This window comes from Streptomyces sp. NBC_00289, from assembly GCF_041435115.1.
Classification (GTDB): Bacteria; Actinomycetota; Actinomycetes; order Streptomycetales; family Streptomycetaceae; genus Streptomyces.
Window position 1 is genome coordinate 4,912,108 of sequence record NZ_CP108046.1, and the last position, 22,506, is coordinate 4,934,613.

The window sequence follows — 22,506 nt, forward strand, 5'->3', positions numbered from 1 at the left end:
ACACCGGCCGGGATCAGCCCTCGGGCATCGCCGAGGAGTGGTGGTTGACGATCAGCCACTCGCCGCCGCGCTTCTCGTACTCGTACGTGTAGCGGGCCTTGACGAGACGCTTCGCGCCCGTGTCCGGGTCGGTCAGGGTGAACTCGTAGACGCCCGTGTCGATCGCGGAGTTGCCGTCGAGGACGTTGACGACCGTCTGGATCTTCCTGCCGGCCGGCTTGTTCACCAGGAAGTGCTCGAAGTAGTCGACGATCCCGCCATGGTCGGTGCGGACCCTGTTGGAGACCGTGGGCAGCAGGACCGCGTCGTCGGCGTACCGGTCCGCGACCGTCTCCGCGTCACCCGTCCGCAGAGCGGCGTTCCAGCCGTCGAACAGGCCGGCGATCCGCGCCTTGGTGGTCTTCGGTACGGACCTCGGGGCGGACTCGGAACCGGCCGAGCTGACACCGACGGCGAGGGAGCCGACGGCGACGAGGGCGGTGGCGGTGACGACGGCTGCGCGCTTGGTTATGGACCGACGGGTCATCACTTCTCCAGTGCGGTGGGGGAGGTGGTCTCACTCCGTCCGCGTTCTCCGCGGTGTGGAGTGACTCCAGACTCCCCTCGCCCTGGTCAGGGCCCGTACAACCGACGTACAGCGGACGTCCAGGACGCCCCCAACTCACGTACGGTCACCGCACTGTCACCGCGGGCGTACGGTCCCGGACGACGCTGACGCCGGCACCGAGCGAGACGATGCCCATGCCGACGGATCCGACGCGGGTCTACCGCACCGTACGGAGCCCGAGCGGGCCCGCGATCTCCTCCGCCATCACCTTGCCCGCTTCCGCCTCCAGGGCGTCGTCGATGATGTCCTGGTCGGTGTCCAGTCCGTCCAGCTCCTCCAGGGGCTGGTTCAGGCGGACGTGGGCGACCACGGACTGCAGCGCCCGCAGGGTCGCCGAGGCAGTCGAGCCCCAGTTGGAGAAGTAGGAGAACTGCCACCACCACAGCGCCTCGACGGTACGGCCCGAACGGTAGTGGGCCATGCCGTGGCGGAGGTCGGCCATGACGTCCGCGAGGTCGTCGGAGATCCGGGCCGGCACGGGGGCCTTGCGGGGCTCGTACGGGTCGAAGACCTCGGAGTAGACGTCGATGGGCTCCAGCAGGCGGGCCAGGTTCTCGCGGATCTCGTCCACGTCGGCCTCGGGACCCGGGTCGGGCTCGTACCGCTCGTCCGGCACGATGTCCTCGTGCGCGCCGAGACGGCCGCCGGCCAGGAGGAGCTGGGAGACCTCCAGGAGGAGGAAGGGGACCGCCGAGTCCGGCTCGTCGCCCTTCGCGACCTCCGAGACGGCCACCAGGAAGCTCTCGACCTGGTCCGCGATCTGGACCACGAAGTCGTCGGGGTTCTGGCTGGTCACGTGCAGCGTGGCGTCAGACATCTAGGAGTCGTCTCCCCTCGAAGGCGCGCCCGAGGGTCACCTCGTCCGCGTATTCCAGGTCTCCGCCCACCGGGAGGCCGCTGGCCAGGCGGGTGACCTTGAGGCCCATGGGCTTGATCATGCGGGCGAGGTACGTGGCCGTCGCCTCACCCTCGAGGTTCGGGTCGGTGGCGAGGATCAGCTCCGTGACCGCGCCGTCCGCGAGGCGGGCCAGCAGCTCCCTGATGCGCAGGTCGTCGGGGCCGACACCCTCGATCGGGCTGATCGCTCCGCCCAGCACGTGATACCGGCCGCGGAACTCACGGGTGCGCTCGACGGCGACCACGTCCTTCGGCTCCTCCACCACGCAGATCACCGAGGGGTCGCGGCGGCTGTCGCGGCAGATGTTGCACAGCTCCTCCTGCGCGACGTTGCCGCAGGTCGCGCAGAAGCGGACCTTCGCCTTCACCTCGAGCAGGGTCTGCGCCAGCCGGCGTACGTCCGTCGGCTCCGCCTGCAGGATGTGGAAGGCGATCCGCTGCGCGCTCTTGGGACCGACGCCGGGCAGCCGCCCCAGTTCGTCGATGAGGTCCTGAACCACGCCTTCGTACACGGACTGCCGTCCTTCCTGGGGGTTCCTTGCAGTACGTACGGTAGTTGGCCGAGGGCCCTGTTAGAAAGGCAGTCCCGGAATACCGCCGCCGCCGAGACCCTGGGCGAGCGGGCCCAGCTTCTGCTGCTGGAGGGTCTGCGCGTTCTCGTTGGCCGCCTGTACGGCCGCGACGATCAGGTCGGCGAGGGTGTCGGTGTCCTCCGGGTCCACCGCCTTCGGGTCGATCTTCAGGGCGCGGAGTTCTCCGGCACCGGTGACGGTGGCCCGCACCAGGCCGCCTCCCGCCTGCCCGTCGACCTCGGTCCGCGCCAGTTCCTCCTGCGCGTTCGCCAGGTCCTGCTGCATCTTCTGAGCCTGCTGGAGCAGCTGCTGCATGTTGGGCTGGCCACCACCGGGGATCACGATCAGCTCCTGTTCTCGTACGGCTGTCCGGGCGGGTTTCCCGCCTGGATCGAGCCTACGTGGTCTGCGCAGCCGTCGCCCCAGCACTCTTTCGAGTGAGTCGATCTCGAGTCCTATACCTGATCAAGGCCCTCTTCCGGGCGGAAAAGCGATGAAACCGACGTCTTCGCCACCCATTGGGCGGTAGGAAGGATCCGGCGCATCAGCATCAGGCGTCACGCAACGTGATCGGTTGCGATCAGTGTCGTGGCCAGTGGCGGTCGTGATCGGTGTCGGTCGTGATCGGTGATCAGTAGGGAGTGCCGGGTGGGGCAGCCGGAGATGCGGCCCGAGGGTCCGCCTCAGGACGGGCGGGGCGAGGGCGCGGCGGGGCCGCGGCCGGGCGACCTGATGGGGCGGGCGTTCCCGCTCGGCGACTGGGGCGAGCCGGCCGAGCGGCTGGACGAGCTGTACCGGTGGGTGGAGTGCGGGGCGCTGGAGACGGCGGCCTGGTATCTCGCGGACCGGGTGGGGAAGCGGCGGAGCGCGCGGGTGCTGCGGGCGGGCGCGGCGGGGGGTGCCGTGGCCGGGGCCGCGCTGCCCCTGCTCGACCTGACCGGGGTCGTCGGCGGCGTCACGGCCTGGGGATATCTGGCCATGCTGCTCGGGGTGGCGTGTGTGGCCGGAGACCGGTTCTTCGGGTTCACGTCCGGGTGGATAAGGGACGTGGCCACCGCTCAGGCCGTGCAGCGCAGGCTTCAGGTGCTCCAGTTCGACTGGGCGTCGGAGAGCGTGCGCGAGGTGCTGGGTCCCACGGACGGCACGGCGGGCGACGCCGCCGAGCGGTGCCTGGCGGTGCTGCGGAGGTTCTCGGAGGACGTGACCGAGCTGGTGCGGGCGGAGACGGCGGACTGGATGGTCGAGTTCCGGACAGGGGCGGCGCCGATGGGCATCCAGTCGGCGGTGACGTCCGGCGGACGGCAGGACCCGGGGACCGTCAACGGACGGTTCCCGATGCCGGGATCCGCGCCCACCCGGCCGAACATGCCGAGGCAGCGGCCGCCGGAACCGCGGTGAGCCGGACCTGAGGTCCGTCGCTCAGCCATCCGCCGTGCCGCCGCCCGCCACTGCCCCGAGGCGGGAGCGTGGGGCCACCGCAGGGCACCGGGAGGGACGTGCCGGCCTGGTTCACCGCCTGGCCCCAGACCGTGGCCGCGTCACCGCCTGGTGTACGTCAGCTTGTCGCCGCTGTCCGTGTTCACGCGCTGGAGGGTGCCGTCCGACAGCAGGGTGATCTCGCTGGCCGCGCCCGGGGTGCACGAGGAGCGCGGCTCGCCGGACTCCACGGTGGACGGGCCGATCACCAACGGGGCGTCGCCGGACGGCGCCTGGGACAGGGTGGCCCGGAACACGCAGTGGTAGGTGCCGGTGCCGGCGGGGCCCTCGGCCACCAGGGAGAGCACCGTGTCGCCCACCTCGCCCTGTTGGAGGGTCAGTTCGCGGGTGCTGTGTCCGGTGGCGTTGTCGATGGACGCCGTCCAGGTACCCAGGTACAGGGCCGGGACGTCGCCGTCCGCCGGGGCCGAGGTGGTCGGCTCCGAGGCCGTCGGGGACGGTTCGGGCGTGGTCGGGCCCGGGGTCGTCGGGGGTGCGCTGGCGGTCGGGGTCGGGGTGGTCGTGGAGCCGCCCGGGTCGTCGCCGTCGTGCAGCAGGGCGTAGACCGAGCCGCCGGCGCCGAGCGCGACGATCAGGGCGACCGCGACGAGCGCCGTCGTGGAGCGGCCGCTGCGCCGCGGTGGCTCGGGCGGGACGACGGGCGGGGGCCCGAAGGGCGGGGCGCCCGGTGCGTCGAGGAGCGGACCGTACGGCGGGGTGGGGCTCAGGCCGACGTAGACCTGGTGGGGCCAGGGCTCGGCGGGCTGCTGCGGGTGGCCGTAGGCGGAGTCAGAAAGGTGCTGGGGGTGCTGAGGGTGCTGGTGCGGATAGCCGTACGCCGGGTCGGGCGGGGCGCCGGTGACGGGGGCGCCGACCGGCCGGGGGCCGGGGCGCGGGGGTGGTACCTGGCCGCTCTGTCCGGCGACCAGGGTGGGGAGGTGGTCGGACGAGGTGCTGTCGCCCGGTTGCCGCGGCGCGGGGACCGGCTCGGCGGGCGGGTCGTCGGTGGAGGAGCTGTCCGCCGTCGGAGCGTGCTCGGGGGACGCCTGGGGAGCCGCCGCCCCCGCGGTGGTGGCGGGACCGTCGGTGTCGTCCGCCCCCTCCGGGTCCTCCGTGTCCAGCAACCGTACGGCGTGCCGGCCGAGTTGGGCCACCAGCGCGCCCGGCAGCCACGGGTCGCGGGACCGGCCGCCGGAGACGGTGTCCTCGGCGCCCGTTCGCTCCAGGATGCGGGCCAGGGTCGGCCGGGTGGCGGGGTCCTTGCGCAGGCACTCGCGGACGAGGTCGGCGATGCCCTCGGGCACGCCCGTGAGATCGGGCTCCTCCTGGGCGATGCGGAACATCAGGGCGTGCGCCCCGCTGTGGGCGGCGCCGAACGGCAGGCGGCCGGTGGCGGCGTACGCGAGGACCGAGCCGAGGCAGAAGACGTCGCACGCGGGCGTGATCCGGTCGCCCCGCACCTGCTCGGGCGCCATGAAACCGGGTGAGCCGACGAGCGCGCCGGTCCGGGTCAGACCGGCCTCCGTCACGGTCTCCAGCGCCCGCGCGATGCCGAAGTCGATCACTCGCGGGCCGTCGATGGTGACGAGCACGTTGGACGGCTTCAGGTCCCGGTGCACTATCCCGGCGGCGTGGATGTCCCCCAGCGCGTGCGCGAGCCCGGCCGCCAGGATGCGTACCGACCGCTCCGGCAGCGCCCCGTGGTCCTGCCCGACGACCTGCTGGAGGCTCGGCCCGGCGACGTACCCGGTGGCGACCCAGGGCACCGCGGCCTCGGTGTCCGCGTCCAGCACCGGCGCGGTCCAGTGGCCGCCGACCTGACGCGCGGCCTCGACCTCGTGCCGGAAGCGGGCCCGGAACTCCTCCTGCGCGGCCAGCTCCGGCCGCACCAGCTTGACGGCGACCGTACGGCCTCGCTCCGACCGGGCGAGGTACACGTGCCCCATGCCGCCCGCGCCCAGCCGCGCCAGCAGCCGGTACGCCCCGATCCGCAGCGGATCCCCGGCCCCCAGCTTCTCCATCGCAGGCCCTCCCCGAAACGTGCCCGTGGAACAGCCCCACGATAGTGCGGGCATACGGCGGGGCCGGCGGCCCGCTGTCTACGGTTCCGTAACAGCCGTCGCCGTCTCGTCCGCACCCGTGGAGATCTGTTCCAGTGCCTTCGACAGCCGCTCCAGTACGGCCACGGCCTCGGCGAGGTCGGCGTCCCCGAGCTCCTCGGCCAGCCGGTCGGCGAGGGCGGCGTGGCCCGGGCCGATCCGCTCGACGGCCGCGCGGCCCCGCGCGGTGGGGGCGAGGAGCTTGGCGCGGCGGTGGGCGGGGTTGGGCCGGTACTCGGCGAGACCGCGGTCCACCAGCAGGTCGGCGATCCGCTGGACGCTCTGCCGTGTGATGCCCATGGCGCGGGCGATGCCGGACACGGGCAGCGGTTCGCCCAGCACCGCGCCGAGCACCTGCCACCAGGCGGCGGTGAGTCCCGCGGGCACCGCCAGTTCCTCCGCCACGGCGAGGAACTGACCGTTGAGCCGGAAGACGCCGAGCGCCCCGCGGCTGAGCAGGTCCTGACGCTCGTGGCTCACGCGGCGCCGGCCTTCGCGAGCACCGCGTACGCCTGCGGGTCGGAGTCGTGGAACAGCCGGTACCAGGCGTCGAGGACCTCACCCTCGTACACCCCGAGGAGGCGGAAGATCTCGCGGGCGAAGGCGACGGGCTCGGTGGGGCCGGCGGTGACGAGGCCCCGGTCGGTGACGGCGTCCGCCTCGACGTACCGGCCGCCGCCCGCGTAGCCCGTCGCCGCCAGGTACAAGGAGACCGCGCTGGTGTGGTCGCGGTCGTCCAGCAGGCCCTCGCGGGCCAGTCCGGCGGTGGCACCGCAGATCGCGGCGACCGGGACGCCGGCGTCCAGGAAGGCGCGGGCCGTGCGGGCGAAGGGCGCGAGGTCGTCGGACGTGTCCCACAGGTCCGCGCCCGGCAGGATCAGCAGGGACGCGTCCTCGGGCCGTACGTCGTCCAGGGCCAGGTCGGGCCGGACGCTCAGCCCGCCGATGCTGGACACCGGGTCGGTCGACGCACCCACCGTCCGCACCGCGTGGCCGGCCCGCGCGAGGTACGCCGTCGCGTGGCCCGTCTCCCAGTCGGCGAACGTGTCGTACACGGCGAGGTGAACGGGCTTGCGGCTGTTGCTGCTCCTGCTGTTCATGGCTCCTCCTCCGGCTCCCCGAAATTGCTCGGAACGCCTCCGAACTCCTCGGACTCCTCGAAGCGATATCGCATATGACAACACGCTGTCACTTCGACAGCTTGCTGTCAATAGAGCGTTCCGCCCGCGCCGACGCGCGACAACCTGTCGCGGAAAGCCGCGGTCCACAGACAGGACGCCGATACCGCTTCCGTATCGCGGACATTTACGCTCGCCGCATGACCCCTCAGCCCAACCCCCAGGCCGGCGCGGCCGTGAAGGCCGCGGACCGCGCGCACGTCTTCCACTCCTGGTCCGCGCAGGACCTCATCGACCCGCTCGCCGTCGCCGGCGCGGAGGGGTCGTACTTCTGGGACTACGACGGCAAGCGGTACCTCGACTTCACCAGCGGGCTCGTCTACACGAACATCGGCTACCAGCACCCGAAGGTCGTCGCCGCGATCCAGGAGCAGGCCGCCACCCTGTCCACGTTCGCGCCCGCCTTCGCCGTCGAGGCACGGTCCGAGGCGGCCCGGCTGATCGCCGAGCGGACGCCCGGCGACCTGGACAAGATCTTCTTCACCAACGGCGGCGCGGACGCGGTGGAGCACGCGGTGCGGATGGCCCGGCTGCACACCGGGCGGCCGAAGGCGCTGTCGGCGTACCGCTCGTACCACGGCGGCACACAGCAGGCGATCAACCTCACCGGGGACCCGCGGCGCTGGGCCTCCGACGGTGCCGCGGCCGGGGTCGTGCACTTCTGGGCGCCCTTCCTGTACCGCTCCCGCTTCTACGCGGAGACCGAGGAGCAGGAGTGCGCGCGGGCGCTGGAACACCTGGAGACGACGATCACCTTCGAGGGGCCGGCGACGATCGCGGCGATCGTCCTGGAGACCATCCCCGGCACCGCCGGGATCATGGTGCCGCCGCCGGGCTACCTGGCCGGGGTCCGTGAGATCTGCGACAAGTACGGCATCGTCTTCATCCTCGACGAGGTCATGGCCGGGTTCGGCCGGACCGGCGAGTGGTTCGCGGCGGACCTGTTCGACGTCGTACCGGACCTGATGACCTTCGCGAAGGGCGTCAACTCCGGATATGTGCCGCTCGGCGGTGTCGCCATCTCCGGGGCCGTCGCGGAGACCTTCGGGAAGCGGCCGTACCCGGGTGGGCTGACGTACTCCGGGCACCCGCTGGCCTGCGCGGCGGCCGTCGCGACGATCAACGTGATGGCCGAGGAGGGCGTCGTGGAGAACGCGGCGCGGCTCGGCGCGCAGGTCGTGGAGCCGGAGCTGCGGGCGCTGGCGGAGCGGCACCCGAGCGTCGGCGAGGTGCGGGGCGTCGGCATGTTCTGGGCACTGGAGCTGGTGAAGGACAAGGAGACGCGGGAGCCGCTGGTCGCGTACAACGCGGCGGGCGAGGCGAACGCGGCGATGGCCGCCTTCGGTGCCGCCGCCAAGAAGCAGGGAATCTGGCCGTTCGTGAACATGAACCGGACGCATGTCGTGCCGCCGTGCAACGTGAGCGAGGCGGAACTGAAGGAGGGCCTGGCGGCACTGGACGTGGCGCTTTCCGTGGCGGACGAGTACACGGACTAGGCCCGTCGCCACACCGCCGCCGGAAAAATCGAACGCGTAAGGTGGCGTGCTCGTAGACATATACGTGCACGCCACCCCAACGCGACGAGGTGACCCCCCGACCATGCCCGGCAGCAGCGGCAACGGCGCCGTGACGCGCAGCACCCTGCGACAGCAGATCGCCGACGCGCTCCGCGACGAGGTGCTGTCGGGGCGGCTGCAACCGGGCCAGGAGTTCACGGTCAAGGAGATCGCCGAGCAGTACGGGGTGTCCGCGACCCCGGTGCGCGAGGCGCTCGTCGACCTGTCCGCCCAGGGGCTGCTCGACGCCGACCAGCACCGCGGTTTCCGCGTCCACGAGTACTCCGTCGCCGACTTCCGGGGCATGCTCGAGGCCCGGAGCCTGGTCACCGACGGGATGTTCGCCGCCCTGGCGGCCGGGCACGGCGCCTTCCAGTGGCAGGACGACCCCCGCACCGCCGCCGCCATCGCGGGCGTACGCCGACGCGGCGAGGAGTCGCAGCGGGCGGCCACCGCCGGTGACCTCACCGTCCTGATCGGCTACGACCTGCGCTTCTGGCGCGAGCTGAGCAGCCTCTTCGGCAACCAGTACCTCGTCGACTTCCTGCACCGGCTGCGGGTGCAGGGCTGGGTGTGCACGGTGCAGCACCTGCGCCGGCTGAGCGACCTGCGCGGGGAGCTGTGGTCCGGTCACAGCGAACTGGTGGACGCGCTCGCGCTGCGCGATCTCGACGGCGCCCGTTCGATGCTCACCGCGTACACCGCGCACTCCCTCGCCCTGATCGAACGCCTCGCCGCCGGATGACCGGGGCGGGCCCGGGTATGGGACCTGCACGAGGGCAGCCGAGGCGAGCCGCACCGACTACCCTTCCCTGACCACCGTGCGACGACCGCACGACGACGACCGTGTGCCGATCACCGTGCGCTGCGAGTATCCGAGGAGCTCTCTTTGGCCTGTGACCTGTGGCTGGTGCCGCTCGTGGACGTGTTGTGCCACACCCCCGACAACCCCTTCGCCGACGAACTCGCGCAGTACAACAAGGTGCTCGCCGAAGCCGGGCTCCCGCCGGTCCCCGTGTACCAGTACATGCCGGGGCTGTCCGGCGAGGTCGCCCCGGTGGCCGGCTTCGACTACGACGCGCTGCACTTCCTGCGCCGCGCCTACCTGCTCCAGGTGTGCGGGCTGCCGGTGACACCGGTGGACGAACTCGGCGGTGACTACGAGCAGTTGCTGGAGATGTTCGAGACGACGGCCCAGCAGTCCCACCTGGTCTGGCACTACGACCACGCGGGCGCGTACGTCCCGGTCGACTTTCCGCACCCGCTGTCCAACGACGACCTGCTGGCCGGGGGCGGTCCGCTGGGCTCCTCGCAGACCCTGCTGCGGGAACTCGAGGTGGTGGCTCCGGTCATCGGCATCGACCCGGCGAACCCCCCGGCCGCGCCGCAGCCGCCGCCGGCCCCCACGGAGTTGGAGGAGCCGGCCGTCGCCGCACCGTACGACCCCAGCCCCTTCGCCCGTGAGCGGCACGTCTGGCTGGGCCTGCACGCGGCGGCGACGCGGAGCCTGGCACAGGGGTCGATGATCATCTTCAGCTGAGGGTCAGCGCAGCCGGGACAGGCCCTTCTGCACGTCCTCCATGTTCATCACGGGGGCGTAGGTGATCTTGGCGCCGAGGTTCTGGAAGAGCGGCTCACTGATCGACGGCAACAGGGAACTGTCGTCCAGGTCGAACACGAGGAAGGCGGTGCGGGCGCCGTTGTCGGTGGTGAAGTAGGCCGCTTCGGGCTTGATCTGTTCCGCCGTCTCCTCGATCAGCTTCCCCAGGGTGCCGTTGCGGATGGCCTCGTTCGCCTTCTCCGTGTCCATCGATGCCTTGAGCAGTACGCGCATCTCGTTCACCTTCTTCTGGCAGACGCACGCGGGTGTGTGCTCTCAGAATAGGGCAGTATGCGGCATTTCTCCCTGGCTGGCAGACGTAGCGGGCAGCGGCCGCCGACGGGACGTACGGGCTGTGCCCGCCGTCCTGCCGGGCCGCAACTCCCCGTCCGTGGGCACCTTGTGGGGCGCACCCGGTCCACGCCCCCTGGTGGGCGTGGACCGGATAGGCGCGCACCGGGTACGCGGCGACGCGGACGCCCCGGCCACCCGGCGACGCGGCCCAGCCGGCCCACCCGGCCCCGGCGACCGCACGCCCTCGCCGCCCCGGCCACCCGACGACGCAGCCCACCCGGTCCCCCCGCCCCGGCTACCGCGAGTCCTCGGCACCCCGGCCGTCCTCGCCGTCCTCGCCGTGCTCGGCAGCCTCGCCGTCCGCGACCCGCTCGCCGTCCGCCGCCTCCGCGACCTGCTCGCCGTCCGTCGCGCCTCCCGCGCCCCCCGCGTCCCCCGCGCCCCCCGCGTCCTCCGCCTCGAGGATCCTCACCTCGGACTTCCGCAGCCGCTCCGGCTCGGCCATGACGTCGATCGCGGTGATCTGCCCGTTCTCGAAGGTGAAGCGGAGCAGGACGCGCAGGCGGCCCTCCTCCAGCATCGCCACACCCACCCCGCCGTCGACCAGGACGACGTCCGCGAACCGGGCGCGGCCCATGGACGCCATCGCGCCCCTGGCCACCGGGTGGGCGCCCCGCACGAGAACGGGCTCGGGGGTCGGGACGACAGCGCGGTCGGCGCGCAGGACGACGTCGGGGTGGAGCAGGGCGACCAGCGCGTCGAAGTCGCCGCCGCGCGTCGCGGCGAGGTACGCGTCGACGACCCGGCGCCGGCGGGGCAGGTCGGCAGCGGGGGCCGGAACGCCCCTGACCCGCCTGCGGGCACGGCTGGCGAGCTGCCGCGCCGCCGCCGGGGTCTTGTCGAGCATCGGGGCGATCTCGTCGAACGGCACGTCGAACATGTCGTGCAGCACGAACGCGAGCCGCTCGGCGGGCGAGAGCGTGTCGAGGACGACGAGCAGGGCGAGACCCACCGAGTCGGCGAGCAGCGCCTCCTCCTCGGGGTCCACGACCCGTTCGTGCGCGGTCGCCGGAAGCCGTTCCCCCTCCAGTTCCTCCTCGCGGCGGTGCTCGCGCGAGCGCAGCATGTTCAGGCACACGCGCGCGACCACCGTGGTCAGCCAGCCGCCCGGATTGCGCACCTCGGCCGTGTCCGCGCGGTCGACCCGCAGCCAGGCGTCCTGGAGTGCGTCGTCGGCCTCGCCGAGCGAGCCGAGCATCCGGTGGGCGACGGCCCGCAGCCGGCCCCGGTGCTCCTCGAACAGCTCCGCCATCCGCTCCCGATCGGACACGACGCCCATCCCTTCCCCCGAAGCGTTCACGGCAACTCGCGTGAGACCGCCGCGCGTTGCGCGCGCGGATTCCGCCGGAACCCTAGAACACCGCCGTCCCGCCCCGCGTCAGCTTCCAGTTGGTGGTCGCGAAGTCCGCGGGGTTCAGTGTGCCCTTCGTCGTCACGTAGTCGATCATCAACCGGCGGATCTCGTTCGTCGAGCTGTAGGCGATGTCGGCGGCGGCGACGTGCGGGTGGCCGGAGCCGCCGTTGGCGCGGTGGTTGTTGACGGCAACGACCTGGTCGTCGGCGGCGGCGGTGCCGTCGTAGGTGAGGTTCTTGATCCTCGACCTCTTGGGCCGCGCGATTGTCGATGTCGTACGAGACGCCGGTGCCGACGGCCGTGTTGACGTACTTCGAATCTCCCGGTCAACAAGGGGAAAGAGGCGGTGGGCGCCCGTGCGGGACCGGCCGTCCGGCCCTCACGTCGACTCCCGTACCACCAGCCGGCACGGCACCGTGTGCACCCCTGGGGCGAGTCCCTCGTCGATCGCCTCCAGCAGCCGCAGCGCAGCGATGCGGCCGATCTCCGCGAGGTTCATGTCGATCGTGGTGAGCGGCGGCCGGGAGGCCACGGCCATGGTGTCCCAGTTGTCGTAGCCGACGACCGCGATGTCACCGGGCACGTTCACGCCCCGCTCGCGCAGCGCGTCCGCGATCCCCCGCGCTATCTGGTCGTTTCCGCAGAAGAAGGCGTCCGTGTCCGGGGCCGTGCGCAGCACCGCGTCGGCGGCGCGGCGGCCCCACGCCTCGCTCCACTCGCCGAAGTGGACCCGGCCGGTGGACAGGTCCAGCCCGGCGTCCGACAGGTGTTCGAGCCCGTGTCGGGCGCGGTCGCGGGCGGCCGCGTGGTGCTCCGGGCCGGTGACGTGCGCGATCCGGGTGCGGCCGGCGGACAGGAGGTGCTCGACGGCGAGGCGGGCGCCGCCCCGGTCGTCGGAGACGACGGAGGTGTCGGCCGGGTCGGTCGAGGGCGACAGGGCGTAGACCACGGGGATCGACTCGAGGCCGCTGATGCCGGTCAGCGGCGGGCGCGGGTCGGTACGGCGGCCGGTGACGATGATGCCGTCGACCCGGCGGTCGATGAGGTTGCGCAGATGGTGCTGCTCCCGGATCGCGTCACCGCGGGTGTCGCACAGCAGCACCGAGATCTTGCCGGCGCCGAGCGCGTCCTCGGCGCCGAGCAGGACGGGGGTGCTGAACCGGCCGATGCCGTCCGTCGTCATCAGGCCGACCGTCCAGCTGCGGCCGGTGTGCAGGCTCTGGGCGTGCTGGTTGGGCCGGAACCCGAGTTCGGCCACGGCGTCCAGGACCCGCTGGCGGGTTTCCGGGCGCATCCGGCCGGCGCCGCTCAGCGCCTTCGACGCCGTGCCCACGCTGACGCCCGCCAGCGCGGCGACGTCGGCGAGCTTGGCCCGGCCGACGGGGGGAGAGCCTGGAGCACCAGCAGCAGAGGTCACGAGCAAACCTTTTCCTTGGCGAGAACGGCGCCCACCATCCTGACAGGCACCGCAGTCGCCTGCCACCCCGTGGGCAAGCTGAAAAAACACTTGCCGCGACTCTTGACCACGATTGTCGCCTGCCCTCATCTTTCTCGTCAGGAAAACGATTGCTCAACCGCGTCTCCCGACCCTCGGAGAGCCATGCCCCGCACCCCCTCCGTCCCGCCCTCCCCCACGGGTCCCGTCCGCCTCGGCCCGGACGCCCGTGCCGTGCTGCGCCCGGCCACCGTCGGACTCGACGCGGGCTTCTGGCACACCCGGCGCGAGGTCAACGCCCACACCTCCGTCCCGCAGGGCCCCGGCCTGCTGGAGTCGGCCGGCAACCTGCACAACCTGCGGCTCGCGGCCGGCACCGCCGAGGGCGAGTTCCGAGGCGGGTACCCCTTCGTCGACACGGACGTCTACAAGTGGCTGGAGGCGGCGGCCTGGCAGCTCGCCCAGGAGCCGTCCGGGGATCTCGAGGCCCACGTCGACCGGATCACCGCCCTGGTCGCCGACGCCCAGCAGCCCGACGGCTACCTCAACACCTGGTTCCAGCTGGTCAAGGGCGGTGAGCGCTACCAGGACCTGCGCTGGGGCCACGAGCTGTACTGCGCGGGCCATCTGATCCAGGCCGCCGTCGCCCACCACCGGGTCACCGGCCGCACCGAACTCCTCGATGTGGCCCGCCGGTTCGCCGACCAGGTCGACTCCGTCTTCGGCCCGCCCGGCAGCGGCAAGCCCATCGACGGCATCGACGGCCACCCGGAGGTCGAGACCGCCCTGGTCGAGCTGTACCGGGAGACCGGCGAGCGCCGCTATCTCGACCTCGCCGCCTACTTCGTCGACCGCCACGGCCACGGTCTGCTCGGCGGCGAGGCCTACTGCCAGGACCGCGTCCCGCTGCGCGAGGCGACGAACGTCGAGGGCCACGCCGTACGGCAGCTCTATCTGCTGGCCGCCGCCGCCGACCTCGCCACCGAGACCGGCGACCCGGGGCTCCGTGCCGCCGCCGAACGGTTGTGGCAGGCCATGACCACCACCAAGACCCACCTCACCGGCGGGCTCGGCGCCCACCACGACGAGGAGGACTTCGGCGACCCGTACGAACTCCCCAACGAGCGCGCCTACTGCGAGACCTGCGCCGCCATCGCCTCCGTCCAGTGGAGCTGGCGGATGGCCCTGCTCACCGGCGAGGCCCGCTACTCCGACCTCATCGAACGCACCCTCTACAACGGCTTCCTGGCCGGTGTCTCCCTCGACGGCGAGCGCTGGCTGTACGTCAACCCGCTCCAGGTCCGCGACGGACACACCGACCCCGGCGGCGACCAGTCGGCCCGCCGCACCCGCTGGTTCCGCTGCGCGTGCTGCCCGCCCAACGTGATGCGCCTCCTCGCGAGCCTGGAGCACTACCTGGCCAGCGGTGACGACGACGGTCTCCAGATCCACCAGTATGTGGCCGGCCGCTACCGCAGCGACCTGGCGGTGGTCCGCGCCGAGACCGACTACCCCTGGCACGGCACCGTCGCCCTCACCGTCGAGGAGACCCCCGCCGACCGCCCCTGGACGCTGTCCCTGCGCATCCCCGAGTGGTGCCGCGAGTTCCGTGTGCGCTGCGGGGACCGTACGTACGACGCTCCCGCGGCCGACGGCTGGCTGCGGCTGGAGCGGACCTGGGCCCCCGGCGACCGGGTCGTCCTGGAACTCACGCTGGAGCCGCGGCTCACCGCCGCCGACCCGCGCGTGGACGCCGTACGCGGCTGCGTCGCGATCGAACGCGGGCCGCTCGTGTACTGCCTGGAAGGGGTCGACCACCCCGGCGGCGGACTGGACGACGTCGTCGTCGACACCACCCGGCCGCTCGCCGTGAAGCACCGCCCCGACCTGCTCGGCGGCGTCACCACGGTCGTGGCGGCGGGCCGGCGGCGGCACCTCCCGGACCCGGGCTGGTGGCCGTACGCCCCCGCCGACCAGTCGCCCCGACACCCCCGACAGGAGGGCGAGCCGGTCGAGTTGACCGCCGTCCCCTACTACGCCTGGGCCAACCGCGAGGACGGCGGCATGCGCGTCTGGCTGCCCACCTCCTGAAAACCTCCCGCCCCAAGAGCTCTACGACAACGAGGTCACCCCGTGATACCCACCAGCCGCACACTCCTCGCCGCACTCGCCGCCGTCGGCACGCTCGCCTCCCTCACCGCCTGCGGAGGCGGCTCCGACGAAGGCTCGGGCTCCTCCGACGCGTCCGGCGGGACGTACACCTTCTGGGACCCGTACCCGCAGTTCGACGCCTCCTCCCCGTGGGGCAAGCTCGTCGGCGAGTGCGGGACGAAGGCCGGGGTCACCGTCAAGCGCACCGCCTACGACACCACCGACCTCGGCAACAAGGCGCTGCTGGCGGCCCAGCAGGGCAACGCGCCCGACGTGATGCTGGTGGACAACCCGGTCGTCTCCACGCTCGTGGAGGCGGGCATCCTCAACAAGACGAGCGACCTCGGCCTCGACACCAAGGCCATCCAGAAGAACATCATCGGCGCGGGCACCATCGACGACGCCTCCTACGGCGTCCCGATCGGCGCCAACACGCTCGCCCTCTACTACAACAAGAAGGTCCTGACGGCGGCCGGCGTCGACCCTGCGTCCATCAAGGACTGGACCTCCCTGACCGCCGCCCTGCGGAAGGTGAAGGACGCCGGCAAGAAGGGCATCACGTTCTCCGCGATCAACACGGAGGAGGGCAGCTTCCAGTTCCTGCCGTGGTTCTGGGGTGCGGGCGGGGACCTGACCGAGCTCGACTCGGACAAGGGAGTCGCCGCCCTCTCGCTGTGGAAGCAGTGGGTGGACGACGGGCTGGCCCCCAAGGACGTTCTGCAGAACACCCAGACCACCAGCTGGCAGGAGTTCGCCACCGGCGACTACGCGTTCGGTGAGAACGGCACCTGGCAGCTCGGCAACGCCGACAAGGCCGGCTTCGACTACGGAGTCGTCAACATCCCCGGCCAGAAGGGCGGTTCGGCGCCGGTGCCGACGGGCGGCGAGTTCGTCACCGTGCCCGTGCAGAAGGACAGCGCGCGCTACGACGTCACCAAGAAGATCGTCGAGTGTCTGACCAACGATACGAACCTGCTGGCCACGGACACCACGCTGGCGTACATCGCCCCGACGGCCGCCGTGCAGTCCGAGCAGGTGAAGGCCAACCCGAAGCTCGAGCCGTGGGTGCGCGCGGTCGCCGCGGCCCGCGGCCGTACCAGCGGTGGCCTGGGCTCGAAGTACCCCACCATCTCCCAGCCCCTGTGGACGGCCGTCCAGTCGGCCCTGTCCGGCGGCAAGAGCCCGCAGGCCGCCCTGGACACGGCCCAGTCGAGCGCCGAGAAGGGCTAGGACCGCCGCCATGACCCTGGCCCGAGTCGACCGCCCGCGGCGGGCCCCGGCCGTGCGGGAGGCGGACGTCACCGACACCCTGCCGCTACGGCGCCGGCACCGGCGCAGAGCCCGCCTGACCGCCCTCGCCTTCGTCGCGCCACTGCTGGCCTACCTCGCCGCGTTCTACGTCTATCCGCTCTACCGCAACCTCGACCTGAGCCTGCGCGACTACACCGTCCGGTCGTTCGTGGCGGGGGACGCGCCGTTCTCCGGCTGGGCCAACTTCCAGAAGGTCCTGGACGACCCGACGTTCGGCCCGGCGATGCGCCACACCATGATCTTCACCTTCGTGTCGATCGCCTTCCAGTACGCCGTCGGGCTCGCTCTCGCCGTCTTCTTCAACCGGCACTTCCGGCTGGCCCCGACCCTGCGCGCACTGTTCCTGATCCCCTGGCTGCTGCCCCTCATCGTGTCGGCGTCGACGTGGTCGTGGATGTTCAACAGCGAGTCGGGCGTCGTGAACTACTTCCTGCACTTCTTCGGCGTCGACGCGGTCGGCTGGCTCACCTCGCCGGACTGGGCGCTCACCTCGGTGATCGTCGCCAACATCTGGATCGGCATCCCGTTCAACCTCGTCATCCTCCACAGCGGCCTGCAGAACATCCCCGGCGAGCTCTACGAGGCGGCCGCCCTGGACGGGGCGAGCGCCTGGCAGCAGTTCCGCCGGATCACCTTCCCGCTGCTGCGCCCGGTGTCGGCGATCACCCTGCTGCTCGGCCTCGTCTACACCCTCAAGGTGTTCGACCTGATCTGGATCATGACCAAGGGCGGCCCGGGCGACGCCTCGTCCACCCTGGCGACCTGGTCGTACCAGCTCGGCTTCGGCACGTTGCTGCCCAAGTTCGGGCCGGGGGCGGCGGTCGGCGACATCCTCATCCTCATCGCCCTCGTCTTCGGCCTGCTGTACATCCGCGTCCAGAGGAGGCAGGAAGCGTGAAACGCCGTACGTCCTCCCGCCGCCACACGGTCATCGGGGTCGCCCTCACCGCGCTGATGCTGTTCCCGGTGTACTGGATGCTGAACGTGTCCCTCACCCCGCAGCAGGACATGCGCAAGACCCCGCCCGACCTGTTTCCCCTCCACCCCACCTTCGAGGGCTACCGGGCCGTTCTCGACGACCAGCTGCCGTACCTCGGCACCAGTCTCCTGATCGGCCTCGGCACGGTCGCCCTCACCCTCGTCCTCGCCGCCCCGGCCGGCTACGCGCTGGCGAAGCTCCGCCCGCTCGGCGGCGGCGCCCTCGGCCTGGTCCTGCTGGTCGCCCAGATGATCCCCGGCATCGTCATGGCGATGGGCTTCTACGGCATCTTCCTCGACCTCGGTCTGCTCAACTCCTGGTGGGGGCTGATCGTCGCCGACTCCACCATCGCCGTTCCCTTCGGCGTCATGATCTTCACCGCGTTCATGTCGGGCATCCCCGGCGAGCTCATCGCCGCCTCCCGCATCGACGGCGCCGGCACCTTCCGCACCTTCTGGTCGGTCGTCCTGCCGGTGAGCCGCAACGCCGTCGTCACCGTGTCGCTCTTCGGCTTCCTGTGGGCCTGGTCCGACTTCGTCTTCGCCAACACCCTCGACGGCGGCGGCGACCTGAGGCCGATCACCCTCGGCATCTACAAGTACATCGGCAACAACAACCAGGAGTGGAACGCGATCATGGCCACCGCCGTCGTCGCCTCCGTCCCCGCGACGGTCCTGCTGGTACTCGCCCAGCGTTACGTGGCCGCGGGTGTGACCGCCGGCGCGGTGAAGGACTGACGACCCCCTTCCCATTCCCTCCTTCGAGGAGAACCCCTGTCATGAGCCGCACAAGAAAGCTGACCAGCGTCCTCGGCGTCGCCGCCCTGGCCGCCACCGCCGCCCTCGCCACCGGAGCCCCGGCCGAGGCGGTACCCACCTCCGCCACCACCCTGGTCGTCAACGCGAACCAGATCCTGCGCCCGGTCACCCACGTGGCGACCGGCAGCCTCTACGGCCTCGCCGACAACAGCACGCCCGCCGACAGCCTGGTCACCCCGCTCAAGCCGAACACCTTCGTGCAGATGGCGCCGGGCGGCTCCCAACTGCCCAACGGCGAACCACGGCCCGCGGGAGACGCACTCGTCGTGGCGCCGAAGGCGGCCCGCGCGGGCGCCAAGGTGGTGGTGCGGATGCCCGACTGGTACCCGAACTTCCCCTACAAGTGGGTCGGCTGGAGCGACTGGCTGTCCGCGGTCGACAAGCAGGTCACGTCCGTGCGGTCGTCCGGCGCGAGCAACATCAGCGCGTACGAACTGTGGAACGAACCCGACTGGACCTGGGACACCGCCAACGCGGGCGCCTTCAACGCGGGGTGGGCGCGTACGTTCAACGAGGTCCGCGCCCATGACACCTCGACCCCGGTCCAGGGCCCGAGCCACTCCGCCTGGAACCAGTCCTGGATGAGCTCGTTCCTCACCGACGCCAAGGCGAGCGGCACGGTCCCCGACGTCATCGCCTGGCACGAACTCCAGGGCAGCGCGAACATCGCCGCGCACGTCTCCGCTTACCGCTCCCTGGAGTCGAGCCTCGGCATCAGTCCCCGCCCGATCGCGATCGAGGAGTACGGCACCCCCGACGAGATGGGCAACTCCGGTGCCCTGATCGGTTACGCCGCCAAGTTCGAGCGGACGGGAGTCCGGGACGCCGAACTCGCCTTCTGGAACCACTACGGCACCCTCGGCGACACCCTCACCGACACCGGCGGGTCGCCCAACGGCTCGTACTGGACGTACAGGTGGTACGGCGACATGACCGGGAACATGCTGGTCACCACGCCACCCGCCCAGACGGGTATCGACGGCATCGCCTCCCGCAACAGCGCCGGCACCCAGATCAGCGTGGTCGCGGGCGGCTGCACCGGCTCCTGCGCGGTGACCGTGAACGGTCTGTCGTCCCTGTCGGCCTTCGGCAGCACGGTCCACGTGAAGCTGGAGTACTCCCCCGGCACCGGCCGCACGACCGCGTCGCCCGGCCCGATCACCGTCTCCGACGCCGACTACACCGTCAGCGGTGGCTCCCTCACCGTGCCCGTCACCATGAACGCCGCCGACGGCTACCACCTGGTGATCACCCCGAGCGGCACCAACACCTCGCTCGCCGGCCGCTACCAGATCACCAACAAGAACAGCGGTCTGGCCCTCGACACCCTCAACGCGGGCACCGCGCAGGGCACCTCGGTGGTCCAGGCGACGTCCACCACCGGCACCGACCAGAACTGGACCCTGACGGCCGCCGGTTCGGGCCTGTACAGGATCGTCAACCAGAAGAGCGGCCTGCTGCTCGGCATCGACGCCATGAGCACCGCCGACGGCGGAGCCGCCCTGATCTGGGGCGACAACGGCACCGCCGACCACCTGTGGCAGCTCCTCCCGGCCCGCGACGGCTACTACAAGATCGCCAACTACAACAGCGGCCGGCTGCTGGGCGTGAACGCCATGAGCACCTCGTCCGGCGCCCAGGTCCTCCAGTGGAGCGACAACGGCACCGCGGACCACCTGTGGAGGCTGACCTCGCGCTGAGGCGACAGGCACCTGTGCCCCTGGCCGATGTCGGCGGCCAGGGGCACAGGCAGGTCCGGAGCTAGATGAACGAGTTGATCTCGATCGTCTCGGTCCGGCCCGGGCCGACGCCGATCGCGGAGATCGGCGCGCCCGACATCTCCTCCAGCGCCTTCACGTAGTCCTGCGCGTTCTTCGGCAGGTCGGCGAAGGTCTTGGCCTTGGTGATGTCCTCCGACCAGCCGGGCAGGTTCTCGTAGACCGGCTTCGCGTGGTGGAAGTCGGACTGCGAGTACGGCAGTTCCTCCACCCGCTTGCCGTCGATCTCGTAGGCCACGCAGACCGGGATCTGCTCCCAGCCGGTCAGGACGTCCAGCTTGGTGAGGAAGAAGTCCGTCAGGCCGTTGACCCGGGTCGCGTACCGCGCGATCACCGCGTCGAACCAGCCGCAGCGGCGGTCACGGCCGGTGGTCACGCCCCGCTCGCCGCCGATGCGGCGCAGCGCGTCGCCGTCCGCGTCGAACAGCTCCGTCGGGAAGGGCCCGGAACCGACCCGGGTCGTGTACGCCTTCAGGATGCCGATGACCCGGCTGATCTTCGTCGGACCGACTCCGGCGCCGGTGCAGGCACCGCCCGCGGTCGGGTTGCTGGAGGTGACGAACGGGTACGTCCCGTGGTCGATGTCCAGCAGGGTGCCCTGGCCGCCCTCGAAGAGGACCACCTTGTCGTCCTCGAGCGCCTGGTTGAGGACCAGGACGGTGTCGGCGACGTACGGGGCGAGCCGGTCGGCGTAGGTCAGCAGCTCCTCGACCACCTGATCGACGGAGATCGCCCGCCGGTTGTAGAGCTTGGTGAGGATCTGGTTCTTGACGTCGAGAGCCGCCTCGACCTTCTGGGTCAGGATCGACTCGTCGTACAGGTCCTGCACGCGGATACCGACGCGGTTGATCTTGTCCGCGTAGGTCGGCCCGATCCCGCGCCCGGTGGTGCCGATCTTGCGCTTTCCGAGGAAGCGTTCCGTCACCTTGTCGACAGTGACGTTGTACGGCGTGATGATGTGAGCGTTTCCGCTGATCAGGAGCTTGGACGTGTCGACGCCACGCTCGTTCAGCCCGTTCAGCTCGGAGAACAGGACCGACGGGTCGACGACGACGCCGTTGCCGATGACCGGGGTACACCCCGGGGACAGGATTCCGGAAGGGAGGAGGTGGAGGGCATACTTCTGATCGCCCACGACTACTGTGTGGCCGGCGTTGTTACCGCCCTGGTAACGCACCACGTAGTCCACCGACCCGCCGAGCAGGTCGGTCGCCTTTCCCTTGCCTTCGTCACCCCACTGAGCACCGAGCAGCACAAGTGCGGGCACGCGCGTACACCCCTTCCGGGCGGGGCATGTCCAAGGCCAGGGGCGTACGCGGCACTGCTCGTGCCTCGTACACCGGCGACCTTCGTTGGTCGCGACCCGTCGGACCGGATGCCCCGGAATAGACGAAGCCCCTGGCGCAATAGCGCAAGGGGCTCTTGCACAAAGATGCTACCCGAGGAAGCGAGGCATGACCGAGGTGGCGACTTCCGACCAGCTGCTGGTGGTCATCGACCCGGTCGCCCGAAGGACGGACGGCGAGTCTGTACGGATCGCGAAAGACGTGCTCAGCGCGGGTGCGGCGACCAAAGTGTGCCTTCCGGAGGGGCCCGAGGAATTCGCCCGGGTACTCCAGCGAAGAGGTTCGCGCAGGCCCGTCGTGATCGGCGACGACCGGGCTCTGGTGCGTGCGGTGTCCCTGCTGCACCGGCAGCGGGAACTGGCCGGATGTGCGCTGTCGCTGGTTCCGGTCGGCGGTGTGCTGTCCCTGGCCCGCTCCCTGGGCGTGCCCACGGGCGCGGTCGCGGCGGCCCGGGCCGTCCTGGAGGGGGCCGAACGGCGACTGGACCTGATGGTCGACGAGAGCGACGGGGTGGTGCTGGGGGCGCTGCGGATTCCGCCCCTGGTGTGGGGCCCGGAGGACGAGGAGGACACGGAGGCGCCGGGCGCGCTGTCCGGTGCGGCCTTCGGCTCCGGCCACCTCTGGGTACGCACGTGCCAGTCCCTCGTACGGACCCTGGTGACGGCGCGCCCGGCCCGCTCCCCCTCTCCGGCGGCCGCCCCCGGCCCCTCCCGCCTGCGCGTGGAGGTCGACGGGGTCACGCTGGTCGACCTGGGCCAGCCGATAGACGGCCTGTCGGTCGCACCGGGCGAGCCGGGACTGGCCGCGGTCGAGGTCCGCCCGGTGTCGGTGGGCGCCGAGGCCACACCGCTGTTCGCGGAGGGACGGCGGGTGACGGTGTCGGGAGCGGACTTCCGCTACCGGGCGGACGCGGCGGTGTCCGGGCCGGTCCGGACCCGGACCTGGACCGTGCGGAAGGCCGCCTGGGGACTGACCCTGCCGTGACGGAGGCCCGG

20 protein-coding genes and 2 pseudogenes are annotated in these 22,506 nt (G+C 71.5%); 10 read left to right on the plus strand and 12 right to left on the minus strand.

Features of this window, described 5'->3' with window-relative positions; genetic code table 11:
* Positions 1–13: 13 nt before the first annotated feature.
* From OG985_RS22235 to OG985_RS22250, 4 genes are all read right to left on the minus strand, one after another.
* Positions 14–526 carry an SgcJ/EcaC family oxidoreductase gene (locus OG985_RS22235; protein ID WP_371670092.1) on the minus strand — a complete coding sequence of 171 codons (513 nt, stop codon included), beginning with the start codon at positions 524–526 and terminating at the stop codon, positions 14–16.
* A 238-nt stretch (positions 527–764) separates the two neighbouring features.
* Positions 765–1,424 (minus strand): DUF5063 domain-containing protein, encoded by a 660-nt coding sequence (locus OG985_RS22240; protein ID WP_371670093.1) that lies wholly within the window; start codon positions 1,422–1,424, stop codon positions 765–767.
* Positions 1,417–2,016 carry a recombination mediator RecR gene (gene recR, locus OG985_RS22245; RefSeq protein WP_371670094.1) on the minus strand — a complete coding sequence of 200 codons (600 nt, stop codon included), beginning with the start codon at positions 2,014–2,016 and terminating at the stop codon, positions 1,417–1,419. Before recR ends, OG985_RS22240 begins: the two co-directional genes overlap by 8 nt.
* Before the next feature lie 60 nt (positions 2,017–2,076).
* Positions 2,077–2,418 (minus strand): YbaB/EbfC family nucleoid-associated protein, encoded by a 342-nt coding sequence (locus OG985_RS22250; RefSeq protein ID WP_371670095.1) that lies wholly within the window; start codon positions 2,416–2,418, stop codon positions 2,077–2,079.
* Positions 2,419–2,724: 306 nt separating this feature from the next.
* On the opposite strand from OG985_RS22250, the gene OG985_RS22255 reads away from it, so the two are divergent.
* Positions 2,725–3,474, plus strand: a complete 750-nt coding sequence (locus OG985_RS22255) for an SLATT domain-containing protein (RefSeq protein WP_371670096.1) — start codon at positions 2,725–2,727, stop codon at positions 3,472–3,474.
* A 140-nt stretch (positions 3,475–3,614) separates the two neighbouring features.
* On the opposite strand, the gene OG985_RS22260 is transcribed toward OG985_RS22255, so the two are convergent.
* The 3 genes from OG985_RS22260 to OG985_RS22270 all read right to left on the minus strand — a co-directional run bounded on the left by OG985_RS22260 (position 3,615) and on the right by OG985_RS22270 (position 6,751).
* Positions 3,615–5,573 (minus strand): serine/threonine-protein kinase, encoded by a 1,959-nt coding sequence (locus OG985_RS22260; RefSeq protein WP_371670097.1) that lies wholly within the window; start codon positions 5,571–5,573, stop codon positions 3,615–3,617.
* Positions 5,574–5,651: 78 nt separating this feature from the next.
* On the minus strand, positions 5,652–6,131 hold the full coding sequence (locus OG985_RS22265; protein ID WP_371670098.1) for a MarR family winged helix-turn-helix transcriptional regulator: 480 nt from the start codon (positions 6,129–6,131) through the stop codon (positions 5,652–5,654).
* Positions 6,128–6,751: a DJ-1/PfpI family protein gene (locus tag OG985_RS22270; RefSeq protein WP_371670099.1), complete on the minus strand. Its 624-nt coding sequence runs from the start codon at positions 6,749–6,751 to the stop codon at positions 6,128–6,130. Before OG985_RS22270 ends, OG985_RS22265 begins: the two co-directional genes overlap by 4 nt.
* Before the next feature lie 218 nt (positions 6,752–6,969).
* Between OG985_RS22270 and OG985_RS22275 the strand changes: the two genes are divergently transcribed.
* From OG985_RS22275 to OG985_RS22285, 3 genes are all read left to right on the plus strand, one after another.
* Positions 6,970–8,325: an aspartate aminotransferase family protein gene (locus tag OG985_RS22275; RefSeq protein WP_371670100.1), complete on the plus strand. Its 1,356-nt coding sequence runs from the start codon at positions 6,970–6,972 to the stop codon at positions 8,323–8,325.
* 103 nt (positions 8,326–8,428) lie between these two features.
* Positions 8,429–9,130, plus strand: coding sequence for a GntR family transcriptional regulator (locus OG985_RS22280; RefSeq protein WP_371670101.1), 702 nt, complete (start codon positions 8,429–8,431; stop codon positions 9,128–9,130).
* Positions 9,131–9,274: 144 nt separating this feature from the next.
* On the plus strand, positions 9,275–9,925 hold the full coding sequence (locus tag OG985_RS22285) for a hypothetical protein (RefSeq protein ID WP_371670102.1): 651 nt from the start codon (positions 9,275–9,277) through the stop codon (positions 9,923–9,925).
* Positions 9,926–9,928: 3 nt separating this feature from the next.
* Here the strand turns inward: OG985_RS22285 and OG985_RS22290 are convergent, their stop codons facing one another.
* The 4 genes and pseudogenes from OG985_RS22290 to OG985_RS22305 form a co-directional block, all read right to left on the minus strand.
* The gene (locus tag OG985_RS22290) at positions 9,929–10,219 is read right to left on the minus strand and encodes a hypothetical protein (protein WP_371670103.1); all 291 of its coding nucleotides are present in this window, start codon (positions 10,217–10,219) and stop codon (positions 9,929–9,931) included.
* Positions 10,220–10,742: 523 nt separating this feature from the next.
* Positions 10,743–11,591, minus strand: a pseudogene (locus OG985_RS22295) (sigma-70 family RNA polymerase sigma factor); the annotation flags it as partial.
* 100 nt (positions 11,592–11,691) lie between these two features.
* A pseudogene (locus OG985_RS22300) lies at positions 11,692–11,980 on the minus strand (5'-nucleotidase C-terminal domain-containing protein); the annotation flags it as partial.
* 92 nt (positions 11,981–12,072) lie between these two features.
* Positions 12,073–13,110 carry a LacI family DNA-binding transcriptional regulator gene (locus OG985_RS22305; RefSeq protein ID WP_371670104.1) on the minus strand — a complete coding sequence of 346 codons (1,038 nt, stop codon included), beginning with the start codon at positions 13,108–13,110 and terminating at the stop codon, positions 12,073–12,075.
* A 183-nt stretch (positions 13,111–13,293) separates the two neighbouring features.
* On the opposite strand from OG985_RS22305, the gene OG985_RS22310 reads away from it, so the two are divergent.
* From OG985_RS22310 to OG985_RS22330, 5 genes are read left to right on the plus strand one after another with little or no spacing between them, the layout of a single operon-like run.
* Positions 13,294–15,219, plus strand: a complete 1,926-nt coding sequence (locus tag OG985_RS22310) for a glycoside hydrolase family 127 protein (protein WP_371670105.1) — start codon at positions 13,294–13,296, stop codon at positions 15,217–15,219.
* A gap of 42 nt (positions 15,220–15,261) precedes the next feature.
* Positions 15,262–16,509: an extracellular solute-binding protein gene (locus tag OG985_RS22315; protein ID WP_371670106.1), complete on the plus strand. Its 1,248-nt coding sequence runs from the start codon at positions 15,262–15,264 to the stop codon at positions 16,507–16,509.
* A gap of 10 nt (positions 16,510–16,519) precedes the next feature.
* Entirely contained in the window at positions 16,520–17,488 is a 969-nt protein-coding gene (locus OG985_RS22320) for a carbohydrate ABC transporter permease (RefSeq protein WP_371670107.1), read from the plus strand.
* Between the two features lie 56 nt (positions 17,489–17,544).
* Positions 17,545–18,306, plus strand: coding sequence for a carbohydrate ABC transporter permease (locus OG985_RS22325; RefSeq protein WP_371674459.1), 762 nt, complete (start codon positions 17,545–17,547; stop codon positions 18,304–18,306).
* 41 nt (positions 18,307–18,347) lie between these two features.
* Positions 18,348–20,087, plus strand: coding sequence for an RICIN domain-containing protein (locus OG985_RS22330; protein ID WP_371670108.1), 1,740 nt, complete (start codon positions 18,348–18,350; stop codon positions 20,085–20,087).
* Positions 20,088–20,148: 61 nt separating this feature from the next.
* Here OG985_RS22330 and OG985_RS22335 read toward each other — a convergent pair whose 3' ends face one another.
* A complete protein-coding gene (locus OG985_RS22335) occupies positions 20,149–21,432 on the minus strand; it encodes an adenylosuccinate synthase (RefSeq protein WP_371670109.1) in 1,284 nt (427 codons plus the stop codon).
* A 187-nt stretch (positions 21,433–21,619) separates the two neighbouring features.
* On the opposite strand from OG985_RS22335, the gene OG985_RS22340 reads away from it, so the two are divergent.
* On the plus strand, positions 21,620–22,495 hold the full coding sequence (locus OG985_RS22340) for a diacylglycerol kinase (protein WP_371670110.1): 876 nt from the start codon (positions 21,620–21,622) through the stop codon (positions 22,493–22,495).
* Positions 22,496–22,506 lie beyond the last annotated feature (11 nt).